This window comes from Pseudoalteromonas sp. 0303 (assembly GCF_013349995.1).
Taxonomy (GTDB): Bacteria; Pseudomonadota; Gammaproteobacteria; order Enterobacterales; family Alteromonadaceae; genus Pseudoalteromonas.
The window spans coordinates 111,607-123,964 of record NZ_JABVXF010000010.1; the positions used below are offsets into that span (position 1 = coordinate 111,607).

Genomic DNA, 12,358 nt, shown 5'->3' on the forward strand with positions numbered 1-12,358 from the left:
ATAAATGAATTAACCGAAGTGGACATGCCAGGACTATGTATTTTTACGCTGCACGCCAACCTATTTTAGATAAGGAAAAGAAACTTGTCGGCTACGAACTCCTGTTTAGGGATGGCGTAGATAACGTGTTTCCTGACATTGATGGCGATGAAGCAACATCACGGCTCATTGAAGGTAGTCAGTTTAATTTTGGTTTAGAAGATTTAACGGATAACAAACCAGCTTACATTAATTTCACTTTAGAGACGCTCCAAAAAGGTTACCCTCTGTTATTGGGCAAAGAGCAAGTCGTTGTCGAAATTCTTGAAACTATTCAACCTGGCAAGCGATTACTTGCACTGGTTAAAGATTTAAAAGATCGTGGCTATACTCTAGCCCTTGATGATTACATACATCAACCTGTGTGGCGTCATTTTTATCCGTTTATCGATATGATCAAAATTGATTTTTTAACCGCAGACAAAGAGTCAATTGAAGCAGTTATTGAGGCAATAAAACCTCACCCGCACATCAAGTTACTTGCTGAGAAGGTCGAGACTTACGAGAAATACCAGCTTGCTCTAGAAATGGGCTTTAGTTACTTTCAAGGCTTCTTCTTTTCAAAACCTGAGATGGTTCAAAGCAAAACCTTACCGCCCTCAGAGATGGCCCTTGCCGAGCTATTGTATGAAACGTCAAGCATGGATTTAAACCTCAAAAAAATCACTGAGGTATTCGAGCGTGATGTTAACTTATCTTACAAACTGCTTCGCTACTCGAATTCAGCTGCTTTTAAACGCCGCGCCGAAATAAGCACGATTAAACAAGCACTTATTGTTTTAGGTAGTGAAGAAATTAAACGTTTCTTGTCGTTGTTATTTGCAGCTCAAGTATCTGCAGATAAACCTGCTGAACTGATCCGCCTGTCGCTAACCCGAGCACGGTTTGCTGAATTACTGGCAATTAGTCATGGTAAGTTACGCGATACAGGTATGGCTTTCTTAACAGGCATGATGTCATTAATGGATGCTATCTTAGATGAAGATATGCCAAGCGTAATGGGCAAACTGCCATTAACGAATGAAATAAAAGGTGCCCTTCTTCATGGTGAAGGTTTGCTGGCAACCTATTTATCACTTGTTAAGTTTTATGAACAGGCAGATTGGGACAACGCAAAAGAGATTCAGCAACAGTTAGGGCTCAAACCTGAAGAAGTACCTGATGCTTATCACGATGCTCTAAGTTGGTCTAATGAGCAGATGAGTGTGTTTGGGGACTGATGAATACCAATCTCTTCGTTCTATAAAAAATGCCAGCAATTGCTGGCATTTTTTGATTTGAATAAGCTTAAAGATTCTCTAAAAAGTCTTCGTCAAAATCATCCGTTTCTTTTTCAACTGGCGGATTACCATCATGTAGCTCATATAATTGACGCTGGAAGTAAATATCCTTCACGAAAATATATGGGTCTAACGACTCGTTTAACAAGCTCTCTTGTGGCATTAATGAAGCACGGGCCTCAACCGCTTTCAGCGCGAAGACTAATATTGTCTGCGGTGTTGTTAACGTGATCTCGGGTAAAACAAAGTTATCGACCACATCACCAGTTAAGTTTCGTGCAGTACTTGGTCCCATACCTGGGATCATCAAGTATGCGCCATCACCAACACCCCATACACCTAGAGTTTGACCAAAGTCTTCATCGACAATTTCTAAACCCAGCGATGAAGCTACATCAAAAAAGCCGAACAGACCTACCGTAGAGTTCACTAAAAAGCGTGCTAGGCTAATACCCATATTACCAGGTTTACCTTGCAGGCCAGCATTGACCATATCCGTTGGTGCAGTGATGTTATCGGTAAAATTAACAATGCTGCGTCTTACTGGTGTTGGCGTTACTGTAACGTAGCCAACGGCTGCTGGGCGAAGAATATAAGCATCAAGCACGTCCATATTAAAATCATACATAGGACGGTTGAACGACTGTAATGGGTCTCGCTCATCCGCTTTTTCTTCAGGTATTTGTGCGCATCCTGCAAGCACTACAAAAAAGATAAAAAATATACTGTGCCTAAACATCGGCTATCCTTAAGGTATTAACTCATTAATTAGCAACGAATATTCTTTTACGTTTGCACGCTCTAAAACATCTGACTTGCCTTCCAACTCGCCGCTAGAAGTTACCACAGTTGCATCTTTTGATAAACGCGCAGTTAAAATAATTTTATCGACACTTGATAGATTCAAGCCTTCAACCATGGCATTGCTATCACTCAACGTCACAGTTAACGGAAAGCTGTATTCGGTCATTTTTACCACAGCTAATGGCATTTGTGGACCACTGGCTGCTTTTGCAAAAACAAATAAGGTGCCGTTTTGTGGCTGCGAATCTGCAAGTGCTGAGTCTAAATCAACTGTGATGCTAATTTCACTGTTTGAAGCTTCTGCAGGTTTTGTATTTGTAACTTGCTGCTCATTATTTAAATGAGCATCAATTTCAGCAATTCGCTCTGCAATCATGCTATAACGCGGGTCGTTTTGCTGCATACTTGCAAGCAGTACTTCAAACGCAGTTTTTGCTTGCAGCCAATCTTTACGCTCATAAGCAATTAGGGCTAGCAATGAGATAGCATCAATATTGGTCGGCTCTGCTTTTAACACTCGCGATAACATAGTCGCCGCACGAGACATATTCGCATCACTGCCTTCCATTAGCAGAACTTGCGAGTAGCTGATCAGCACTTGCTTGTTATCTGGGTTCATTTTAAGAACCTTATCAAATGACTGCATTGCCATATCAAATTCATTTAATGACATAGCAACACGACCTAGCAGCATCCACGCCACTTCATCATCACCACTTTGATCAAGCTTGGTACGCAATGCTAAAGCAAATGCTTGCAGCTCATTCGGTGTTAACGGCTCACCATCTTGCATTACGGCACGTTCACCATACGACTTAAGGTTTGCCATCGCGTCATGCCAGCCTTTAATTTGCTGCTGACTACCCGTGTAGCCATAAAAGATAGCCGTTAAAACAATTAAAAAGCCAGCGCCAGTAAGCGCAAAAATACGGTTGTTACCTTTACTATTTAGCGCTTTTTCTGGAGACAATTCATTGAGTAAACGACGCTTTTGTTCGATAACTGACTCATCGTGCATTTGTGCATCAATACGCTGGTTATCTAAGTCAGCTTTAAGCTCGTCTAAACGTTGATGATAAATTCGGATTAACTCCGAGTTTGCATTGTGATCAAGGCGTTGAATACGTTCGCGTTTAAAAAACGGAACGACAACAAATAGCAATGCAACCAGTGTGAGTAAAACAAAAGAAGCCCACATTAATGCCATCTAGCTTTGCTCCTGACGTTGATTTTGTTCAATTAACTTTGCAAGCAGCGCCTCGTCTTGCTCTGTCCATGTTTGTTTTACAGATGCCTTACGTTGGCGTAAAACAATAAAGCCAAAGCCAAGTACCACAATTAATACTGGCAATACCCATAACACTAAGGTTGCTGGTGTTACTGGTGGATCGTAATGTACGAAGTAACCGTAACGGTCAATCATATAATCGATGACTTCATCTTTGCTTTTGCCGTCTTTTACCAGCGTTAATACTTTGTCACGTAAGTCTTTGGCTACAACAGCGTCTGAATCGGCAATGTTCTGGTTTTGACATTTAGGGCAACGCAGCTCTTTGGTTAGTTCACTAAAGCGAACAGCTTGCTCTTTATCATCAAATTGATACTTGTCTTGCTCTGCAAATGCGCTAAACGTGATAAGCAAACTTGCTAAAAAAATCACGAGTCTCATTACTGTAACTCCTGCATTAACGGTGCGAATTTGGCTTGCCACACACGCGGATTAATATCGCCGGTATGGTGCAGCAAAATAGTGCCTTGTTTATCGACTAAGAAAGTCTCTGGCGCACCAGACACACCTAAATCAAGGGCTAATGTACGTTTTAAATCTAAGATATTAAATTGATATGGGTCGCCAGCACGATTAAGCATGCTAGTGACGTCATCGCGTAATGCGTTAATATCAAACTGGCCATCAAAGTCAGGGTCGTAGCCTTGCTCGTAGTATAAGCCAACAATCTTAACGCCCTGCTCTCTAAGCTCGGTTAAATAGCCTAACTCAGCTAAACAGGTCGGACACCATGTGCCCCACACATTAAGTAAGTAAACTTCACCTTTTAAATCACTATCTGTCCAACGCTTTGACTCATCCATCAAGTCTGGTAGGTTAAAGGCTGGCATAGCCTGCCCAATACGCCCTGTTTGCAGCTCACGCGGGTTAGCAAACAAGCCTTGATATAAAAACACACACAGTAAAACGAAAACCAATAAAGGTGCTAGTGCGAGTAGTTTACGGTTCATGCTGAAGCCTCCTGCTTAGTCGATTTTTGGCGGTAGCGTTTATCACCAAGTACTAAAAAGCCTGCCAGTGAAATCAAGATACCACCGAGCCACATCCAACGAACATAAGGCTTATGGTAAATACGTAACGACCACGCACCTTGGCTTAATTGCTCACCAAGCGCTAGATATAAGTCACGTGTGAAGCCTGCATCAACAGCCGCTTCAGTCATAAACTGCATACCAATGTCATAACGGCGTTTTTCAGCATGTAAAACGGTTACTTGTTTATCGTTTTTCAGCACAGTGACAACCCCAGCATGGCCGCTATAGTTAGCACCGCGAATAGACTTAACGCCATCAAAGCTGTACTGGTATTCACTTAAAGCCACAGTATCACCCGGCTTCATTGATACATCACGCTCTACTGAGTAAGCAGAGGTTAGCGTTACACCTGCAATTACGAACGCTAAACCAACGTGGCCTAAAACCATCGCCCAATAGCTTAGCCCTAAACGTTTAAAGCCTTCGCCTAAGGTTTTGTGAATAGTTACTTTTGCCGCTAAATCAACCAGTGTAGTAACAACAATCCATACCGCTAGCGTAGTTGCAATAAAGGTAATAGGCGCAATTACATCGTAACTTGAATATAACCACGCTGCCGTTGCAACTAGGCTAACTACAGCCGATAGCGCAAATTTGTTTTGCAACATCGACCATTTATTTTGTTTCCAACGTAACAACGGACCCATCCCCATTAAAATGGCAAACGGTACCAGTAAAATAGCAAACATCTTATTGAAGAACGGCTCACCAATCGAAATGCTACCTAAGCCAAGTTCTTTGTGGATCATTGGCAGTAATGTACCTAGCAATACAATCAGCGTTGCCACAACTAAGAAAATATTATTTAGCCAAAGCGCAACTTCACGTGAGGCAAACTTATAACGGCCTTCACTTTTCACCTGTGAGACGCGTAATGCATAAAGCGATAAACCACCACCAACGACAATGGCTAAGAAAGCTAAAATAAACATACCGCGGTTAGGATCTGAGGCAAAAGCATGCACAGATACAATGATACCCGAGCGAACAATAAAGGTACCCAGTAAGCTTAACGAGAATGCTGCAATAGCCAACAATACGGTCCACGACTTAAATACACCACGCTTTTCGGTGGTTGATAATGAGTGCAGCAATGCGCTTGCCACAAGCCATGGCATTAATGATGCGTTTTCAACTGGATCCCAGAACCACCAGCCACCCCAGCCAAGTTCTGAGTATGCCCACCAACTACCAATGGTAATACCGAGTGTTAAAAAGCCCCATGCTGTCATAGTCCAAGGACGAGACCACTTAGCCCAGGTATTATCAAGCTTACCTGTAAGTAACGCTGCAATAGCAAATGAGAACGACACAGATAAACCCACATAGCCCATATAGAGCAATGGCGGGTGAATGATCATACCAGGGTCTTGCAATAACGGATTTAAATCGCGACCTTCAACAGGGAAATAAGGCAATAAGCGCTCAAATGGGCTCGACATTAATAAGGTGTATAACATAAAGCCCACACCTAAAAAGCCTAGTACACCCAGTACACGAGCACGTAATACCCAAGGTAATGATTGCGAACGCATAGCAACTACAGCGGTCCAACCCGCTTGCATTACTAACCAGAGTAAAATTGCCCCTTCATGACCACCCCATGTCGAGGTTATCTTGTAGTACCAAGGTAAGGTGCTACTTGAGTGATAAGCAACATACGAAACAGTAAAGTCGTCGGTTAAACTGGCATAAACAAGTGCAGCAAAAGACAAAAGTACAAATACGAATTGTCCAATTGCCAGTGATGGGGCGGCACGCATTAAACGTAAATTGCCGGTATGCGCGCCCCACAAAGGAAAAATACACAATAGAACACTGAGCACCATGGCCAGTGTTAAAGAAAAATAACCGAGTTCTGGGATCATATTAATTGCCGTTATCTAAGTTATACGTCGGTTTTTCGTGCTTGATACCCTTCACAGCTTCAGCAACTTCTGCAGGCATGTACTCTTCATCATGCTTTGCAAGTACTTCAAAGGCATCAATTTCATTGGCTTTAACTAGCACGCCCTGCGCCACAATCCCTTGGCCTTCACGGAATAAGTCCGGCAAAATCCCTTGATAATTAATTGTCACCATAGGGCCTTTATCAATCAGTTTAAAGCTTACCTTTAAGCTTGATTCGTCACGAACAACTGAGCCAGGTACAACCATGCCGCCAATACGTAGCTTCTGACCAATATGCGGTTTTTCTTTGTTTGGTCCTTTACCCTCAACAAGTTCACTTGGGGTATAGAATAAATTGATGTTTTCTTGCAGTGCGTACAGCACTAAACCAATCGTTGCACCCACACCAAAAATAATGGCTACAACAGCTAATAAACGTTTTTTACGTCTTGGATTCATTGCCCTGCCTCTTGCTTCGCTTTCTTAATGCGCTCTTCACGTTGTGCTTGCTGCTTTACTGAAGAGAAAATACGTTTTGTATCGTTTAACGAACTAAATAAAATACCAAGTAAAATTAATGCACAGCTACCAAAAGACAACCATACATAAAAGCCATAGCCACCCATGGCAATAAAATCTGCAAAAGAATCAAACTGCATGATTAACCTCGCTCAACCATATCACGCACCCAAGGGCGATGCTTTTCACGTTGGAGAATTTCGTTTTTAAGACGGATTAACGTCACCACACCAACAAAACCTGCAAACGCAACAATGTTAACCATTAATGGCCAAAACATGCTTGGATCAATAGCTTTAGTATCAAACTTTGTAATGGTTGCACCTTGATGCAAGGTATTCCACCACTCCACCGAGAAGTGAATAATCGGTAAGTTGATAACCCCAACAATGGCTAAGATACAAGCAGCACGCCCCGCTGCTTTTTTATCTTCAAAAGCATGATAAAGCGATAACACACCAAGGTATAAAAATAACAGAATTAACTCAGAGGTAAGACGTGCATCCCACACCCACCATGCGCCCCACATAGGTTTACCCCATGCTGCACCGGTAATTAATGCTATCGCTGTCACACATGCCCCGACAGGTGCAATTGCAATCACTGCAAGTTCTGCATTACGTAATTGCCATACTAGGGCGATCACTGCTGCAATCGCCATAGAAGAGTAAGCGCCCATAGATAAAATAGCTGAAGGCACATGGATAAAAATAATTCGGTAGCTGTCTTTTTGTTGGTAATCGGCTGGGGCATAAGCAAGCCCCCAGACCCATCCAACAATCATACAAACCACCGTAACGACGGCGAAATAAGGCAGTAAGGTGTTACACAATTGGTAAGCACGATCTGCTTTTGCGTAGGGATGTAACCACTTCCACATATTAACTTACACTCACTTTCAATGCTGACGATATGGCAATTGGCGCCGCTATAATCGCTACGATTAGCATGGCACCAAGGATTGCAAGCTGTCCGCTATAGGCAAGCTCCATAGAGCTGGTATCAATAGCCGAGGTTGCAAAAATTAGTACAGGGATATACAAAGGCAAAACAAGCAAACTCATTAAAATGCCGCCTTTTTGTAGTCCCACAGTAAGTCCAGCGCCAATTGCGCCAATGAAGCTAAGCAATGGCGTACCTAACAATAAGGTCAGAACGGTTGCTAAAAGCGCTGAACTTTCTAAATTCAACAACAAAGCAAATACCGGAGTCATTAACACTAAAGGCAGCCCCGTGATCACCCAATGCGCTGCCACTTTTGCAAGGACAGTTAAAGGTAATGGATATGATGATGCAATTAATTGCTCTAATGTTCCGTCGTGATAATCATCACGAAATAGCTTATCTAGGCCCAACATAGTTGAGAGTAACGCAGCGACCCAAATAATGCCCGGTGCCATACGAGCAAGTAGACCGGGTTCAGGGCCAATTGCTAACGGAAAAAGTGTAATAACAATAAGAAAAAACAAGATAGGGTTAACGATTTCAGCACGCTGACGAAACGCTAATTTAAGATCTTTAGAAAAAACCGCAGTGAATAATTGCCAATACGAATGCTGTTTTACCATCAGTGGCGATACTCCAAAGTCACTGTTTGTAGGTCACTAAAATGTGTCGTTAAGTCTTGGTGGGTAGTTAAAAGAATCGCGCCACCAGCATTTAGGTGCTCAACAAAGCGTTCTTGTAAAAATGCAACGCCGCTTTTATCAAGAGCCGTAAATGGCTCATCAAGGATCCATAGTTTGGCACTATTCAGCCACAGTCTTACTAAAGCGACACGGCGCTGTTGCCCTGCTGACAACATACGAACAGGCACATCTTCAAGACCCACTAAGCCAATTTTAGCTAGGATCGGATACAAGTCTTGTTTGCTATCGTAGCCATTAATTTTTAGCCAAAATGCGACATTCTCAAGGGCGGTAAGCTGTGTATTTACACCCGTTTTATGGCCGATAAATAATAACTCTTGTGCATATTCATCATAGTATTTTGTAATCGAGCGTTCTTGGAACAAAACATCGCCTTCATCCGCCATAGCGAAACCCGCGATAATACGCAATAATGATGTTTTACCAGCCCCATTCGGACCAGCTAATTGCATAATTTGTCCCGATTTCAAGCTGAAATTAAGATCCGCAAACAAACAACGATCTTGCTTGATGCAGGTGACGGCCTTAATGTGTAACAAGATGACGATTCTCTATACCCAAAATTAGGCGTTAGTCTACCATAATGATAGGGTAATACGAATATTGCTTTAAAACGATTAACTTATATTTGATCTAAAATAATGAATAAACAAAGCCAGTTGACTCTCAGCACTCAGCTTAATCTAGACTCAAAAGCAATCAGCAGTGCATCACAGCAATCACCTAATGATGCCTTAAAAATGCTGGCTGAGCAGAGCTTAACTGCCCGAAATATCGTGATTGGTAAGCAAAGCGTGCAAATGGACGTGCTAATCAATAACTCATGGCAAACACTGCGCTTATCAACAGAGCAAGAAAACCTCAAAACTGAGCGCTTTTTAGCGGCCAATATTCAATTAAGTAGTGATGGTAAACAGCTGACTATCACACCAGCACCGCTGACGATTACACTTGGCAAAAGCCAGCAATTACAAGCACTACTGAACTTGCTAACGCAAGGGAGTGCAAATACAAATATGCCGCACCCTGCTCAGATTGCGCCAAGTAAACCTTTACTACAACTACCAACATTAAAAGCTGAGTTTGCTCTTAATAATAGCCTGGTTGCTCTTTTAAAAGCTGAAGCACCGCTTAAAGCCATTTTGCTGCCTGCTACCAACCAACAAAATAGCTTTAATCTAAACATAATTAATCGCTTTGGGGATTCACTCCATCAGCAAAGTGTTAGCCAACAAAAAGTCGCCGAGTTGGTGGCTAAGCTAACCCCTGAAATGAATTTAAAATTAGCTGGGCAGCAAGTACAGTTAAGCGTTGCAAACAAGCAAAGTAATGAATTAACTTTACCGCTACCTACAATATCGCCAAAACAAGCTAAGCAAATTCAAGCGCAGTGGCAATTTCATCCTCATGCATTAAAACTAATACCCCAGCAAGTTAAAAATACTGTTGAACTTATAAATAAAGCACCTGTGCAACAAATACTGTTAAAGAACTCGCTATCAGAGACATTCAATCAAGCATTAAAAAGCCAAGCTGTTGAGCCTAAGAGTGAGTTGCTTGCGCCATCGAGCAGCTCAAATTCACCCATTAGCTCTTGGCTAAAAGACAGTTTTGCTGATTTAAAAAAGCGTATTAGTGATGCAGTGCGCTATTTTGAAAAGCTCCCTGCTACCACCAAAGCGGCTGTTTACCAGTCAACGCATCAGCTGATTGAAAGCAAAAATACGATTAGCCAACTGGGCTTTAATGCTAATAAAATCAATATAGTAAAGTTTGCCGCTATTCAACAAAGCGCGCCACAACACGCCGCCCCCCAAGCATCGCAAAAAACCAGTGAGCCAGTTACAGCAAATACGCCATTACCTGCGACTAAACAGACAGAGCCATTAACCGAAAGTCAGTCTACAAAGCAAGTTAGCTTACCCGTGAGTTATAACAAGGCTCCACCTTTAATACAGTTACTGCAACGGATAAAAGTCAGTTTAGAGCCGCTTGTTAGTGCGCAAACTCAGGCGAGTCAACCAGCAATAAACAGTAGCAAAACACAACCACCATTGCTGAGCACAGATAACACTTTGCAAAAAACACCTGCAGACAACAAAGCGGTTAGCGGCGCTGTTACTGCCATGAAATCTGACAAACCAGCCACAGAGCAGCTCGCCCAAGCTAAAAGTAACCTTGCTAATTCAGTAGTTAAAAATCCGAGTGAACAGGTTACACAAACTAAACAAGCGACATTAAACTCAGCCCCAAATTCTACTGCACAAAATGTAAGGCCAGACTTAAAAGGGGCAATAACCCCTTCTCAACAACAAGCTGAGCAAGCTGTAAAAACAGTATCTAAAAATCTTCTAGCAGCGCCTAATGAACAAATAAAACAAAATAATCTAGCAACTCGAGCGCCAGTTGAGCAAACAGCAGGGTTACAAAAAGTTGCCCAGCAGCAAACTCAATTCCACGCTCCCTTTTTAGCAACAAAAGAACCAAACTTAGCTCAACCCTTATTGCCGATAAGACCGATTGAGGCCACGCTGATTGCTAAGCTATTACCGCTTCCTGAAAGCAAACCTTTAGCAAGCACACCTCTACCGGTGCAATTAACAGAAAAACTTGTAGCTCTGAGTGAGCAAAACACATCGTCTTCGGTAGATTTGAATCGACTCGTTAATCAAGCATTTAATCGCATGATCTCGAGTCAAAACATGCATCCTACTACGATTGAACGAGAGCTTTTAAGTATCCTCAGGCCAACAGCATTACCTAGCCAAACTCAGCAAGCGAGCTTTAGCCAAGGGTTAGAACAATTAGCAGTGGCTTCACTTGCCGCGCCAATTATTAATCAAGCACCAACCAACCTTAGTTTTAATAATCAAACAGGTCTTGATGCCTTACTGCAAGTGTTAGTGCCCAACTTTAAAGCCGTTAACGGCAATAAATTACTCGAGCAGCTACAGCAGCCTGCGATGCAAGCCATGGCGGCTGAAGCCTCACAACTAAAAAACACGTTGGCTCAGGTGCAAACAACTCCTATCAATCAGCAACAAGATAACAGTGCTTTAGCACAGTTTTTCTTACCGATGAAGTTACCTCCTGAAACAGGGCAAACAGAAATCAGCTTAGGACAGTATAAAAAGCCAAGTAAAAATAAACTCGAAGCGAAAAATGTCTGGTTTGTGCGCTTGAACTTTGATTATGCACAGCTTGGCAAGTTACAAATTACCGCAGAGGTGATGGATAAAGCGGTTGATTGCCAGTTGCTCGCTTCTTCACAAGAAGTGACAGCGCTTGCTCATCCGCATTTAGAAACGCTGCGTCATAAATTAGCAGGCCATGGCTTAAATGTAGGTGAGTTAAACTTGCAACAAGGAACGTCAAACCACCAAGCTTTTTATAAATCCCATGCGATTATTAACATTAAGGTGTAATTCTTATGAGTGAACAAGCGGTGTATAAATCAGCAATTGGCTTACTCTACGAAGCTGGTAGCTCGCCACGAGTAACCAGTAAAGGCTTTGGTGAATTGGCTGAAGAAATCGTCAAACTTGCTGAGCAAAAAGGTATTTTGATACACCAAGATGCGGATTTAGCACAAACCTTATCGCATCTTGAGTTAGGTGAAGAAATACCGAAAGAGCTCTATTATGTCATTGCCGAGTTAATTGCTTTTTCGTACGTATTGCGTGGTAAATTCCCACCGGGTTGGCAAGACTTTCAAGGTAAGCTCAACATTCAAGCCTAGTGCTCAAATGTACTCAAATAAAAAAGCGCCTTATTGGGCCAATGCCAGTCAGTTAAGCTGACTGGCATTTCTTTTTTTATGTGGGTACTTTGATGGCTTAGGCTTTATCGCTCTTG

13 protein-coding genes are annotated in these 12,358 nt (G+C 42.3%); 3 read left to right on the top strand and 10 right to left on the bottom strand.

Going from position 1 to position 12,358, the window contains the following annotated elements; genetic code table 11:
* The first annotated feature begins 35 nt into the window (after positions 1–35).
* The gene (locus HUS62_RS09130; RefSeq protein WP_175079247.1) at positions 36–1,259 is read left to right on the top strand and encodes an EAL and HDOD domain-containing protein; all 1,224 of its coding nucleotides are present in this window, start codon (positions 36–38) and stop codon (positions 1,257–1,259) included.
* A gap of 67 nt (positions 1,260–1,326) precedes the next feature.
* Here the strand turns inward: HUS62_RS09130 and HUS62_RS09135 are convergent, their stop codons facing one another.
* From HUS62_RS09135 to ccmA, 10 genes are read right to left on the bottom strand one after another with little or no spacing between them, the layout of a single operon-like run.
* On the bottom strand, positions 1,327–2,058 hold the full coding sequence (locus HUS62_RS09135) for a VacJ family lipoprotein (protein WP_175079248.1): 732 nt from the start codon (positions 2,056–2,058) through the stop codon (positions 1,327–1,329).
* 9 nt (positions 2,059–2,067) lie between these two features.
* Positions 2,068–3,330 (bottom strand): c-type cytochrome biogenesis protein CcmI, encoded by a 1,263-nt coding sequence (gene ccmI / locus HUS62_RS09140; RefSeq protein WP_175079249.1) that lies wholly within the window; start codon positions 3,328–3,330, stop codon positions 2,068–2,070.
* Positions 3,331–3,792 (bottom strand): cytochrome c-type biogenesis protein, encoded by a 462-nt coding sequence (locus HUS62_RS09145; protein WP_054562158.1) that lies wholly within the window; start codon positions 3,790–3,792, stop codon positions 3,331–3,333.
* Positions 3,792–4,361 (bottom strand): DsbE family thiol:disulfide interchange protein, encoded by a 570-nt coding sequence (locus HUS62_RS09150; RefSeq protein ID WP_175079250.1) that lies wholly within the window; start codon positions 4,359–4,361, stop codon positions 3,792–3,794. Before HUS62_RS09150 ends, HUS62_RS09145 begins: the two co-directional genes overlap by 1 nt.
* Complete coding sequence (locus HUS62_RS09155) at positions 4,358–6,313, bottom strand: heme lyase CcmF/NrfE family subunit (protein WP_175079251.1); 1,956 nt, start codon at positions 6,311–6,313, stop codon at positions 4,358–4,360. Before HUS62_RS09155 ends, HUS62_RS09150 begins: the two co-directional genes overlap by 4 nt.
* A gap of 1 nt (position 6,314) precedes the next feature.
* Positions 6,315–6,794 (bottom strand): cytochrome c maturation protein CcmE, encoded by a 480-nt coding sequence (gene ccmE / locus HUS62_RS09160; protein ID WP_054562161.1) that lies wholly within the window; start codon positions 6,792–6,794, stop codon positions 6,315–6,317.
* Positions 6,791–6,994, bottom strand: a complete 204-nt coding sequence (gene ccmD, locus HUS62_RS09165) for a heme exporter protein CcmD (RefSeq protein ID WP_054553244.1) — start codon at positions 6,992–6,994, stop codon at positions 6,791–6,793. Before ccmD ends, ccmE begins: the two co-directional genes overlap by 4 nt.
* A 2-nt stretch (positions 6,995–6,996) precedes the next feature.
* The gene (locus tag HUS62_RS09170; protein ID WP_054553245.1) at positions 6,997–7,734 is read right to left on the bottom strand and encodes a heme ABC transporter permease; all 738 of its coding nucleotides are present in this window, start codon (positions 7,732–7,734) and stop codon (positions 6,997–6,999) included.
* Position 7,735: 1 nt separating this feature from the next.
* The gene (ccmB, locus tag HUS62_RS09175; protein ID WP_130166649.1) at positions 7,736–8,422 is read right to left on the bottom strand and encodes a heme exporter protein CcmB; all 687 of its coding nucleotides are present in this window, start codon (positions 8,420–8,422) and stop codon (positions 7,736–7,738) included.
* Positions 8,422–9,042 (bottom strand): cytochrome c biogenesis heme-transporting ATPase CcmA, encoded by a 621-nt coding sequence (gene ccmA, locus HUS62_RS09180; RefSeq protein WP_095209716.1) that lies wholly within the window; start codon positions 9,040–9,042, stop codon positions 8,422–8,424. Before ccmA ends, ccmB begins: the two co-directional genes overlap by 1 nt.
* Positions 9,043–9,144: 102 nt before the next feature.
* Here ccmA and HUS62_RS09185 point away from each other — a divergent pair, with 102 nt between their 5' ends.
* Positions 9,145–11,928 (top strand): flagellar hook-length control protein FliK, encoded by a 2,784-nt coding sequence (locus HUS62_RS09185; protein ID WP_175079252.1) that lies wholly within the window; start codon positions 9,145–9,147, stop codon positions 11,926–11,928.
* Positions 11,929–11,933: 5 nt separating this feature from the next.
* The gene (locus tag HUS62_RS09190; protein WP_175079253.1) at positions 11,934–12,242 is read left to right on the top strand and encodes an EscU/YscU/HrcU family type III secretion system export apparatus switch protein; all 309 of its coding nucleotides are present in this window, start codon (positions 11,934–11,936) and stop codon (positions 12,240–12,242) included.
* Positions 12,243–12,358: the final 116 nt, after the last annotated feature.

What these genes read in the sequence shown, in the direction of transcription:
- HUS62_RS09130 (WP_175079247.1), top strand. Translation starts at nt 36, where the DNA reads ATGTATTTTTACGCTGCACGCCAACCTATTTTAGATAAGGAAAAGAAA.
- HUS62_RS09135 (WP_175079248.1), bottom strand. Translation starts at nt 2,058, where the DNA reads ATGTTTAGGCACAGTATATTTTTTATCTTTTTTGTAGTGCTTGCAGGA.
- ccmI (WP_175079249.1), bottom strand. Translation starts at nt 3,330, where the DNA reads ATGGCATTAATGTGGGCTTCTTTTGTTTTACTCACACTGGTTGCATTG.
- HUS62_RS09145 (WP_054562158.1), bottom strand. Translation starts at nt 3,792, where the DNA reads ATGAGACTCGTGATTTTTTTAGCAAGTTTGCTTATCACGTTTAGCGCA.
- HUS62_RS09150 (WP_175079250.1), bottom strand. Translation starts at nt 4,361, where the DNA reads ATGAACCGTAAACTACTCGCACTAGCACCTTTATTGGTTTTCGTTTTA.
- HUS62_RS09155 (WP_175079251.1), bottom strand. Translation starts at nt 6,313, where the DNA reads ATGATCCCAGAACTCGGTTATTTTTCTTTAACACTGGCCATGGTGCTC.
- ccmE (WP_054562161.1), bottom strand. Translation starts at nt 6,794, where the DNA reads ATGAATCCAAGACGTAAAAAACGTTTATTAGCTGTTGTAGCCATTATT.
- ccmD (WP_054553244.1), bottom strand. Translation starts at nt 6,994, where the DNA reads ATGCAGTTTGATTCTTTTGCAGATTTTATTGCCATGGGTGGCTATGGC.
- HUS62_RS09170 (WP_054553245.1), bottom strand. Translation starts at nt 7,734, where the DNA reads ATGTGGAAGTGGTTACATCCCTACGCAAAAGCAGATCGTGCTTACCAA.
- ccmB (WP_130166649.1), bottom strand. Translation starts at nt 8,422, where the DNA reads ATGGTAAAACAGCATTCGTATTGGCAATTATTCACTGCGGTTTTTTCT.
- HUS62_RS09185 (WP_175079252.1), top strand. Translation starts at nt 9,145, where the DNA reads ATGAATAAACAAAGCCAGTTGACTCTCAGCACTCAGCTTAATCTAGAC.
- HUS62_RS09190 (WP_175079253.1), top strand. Translation starts at nt 11,934, where the DNA reads ATGAGTGAACAAGCGGTGTATAAATCAGCAATTGGCTTACTCTACGAA.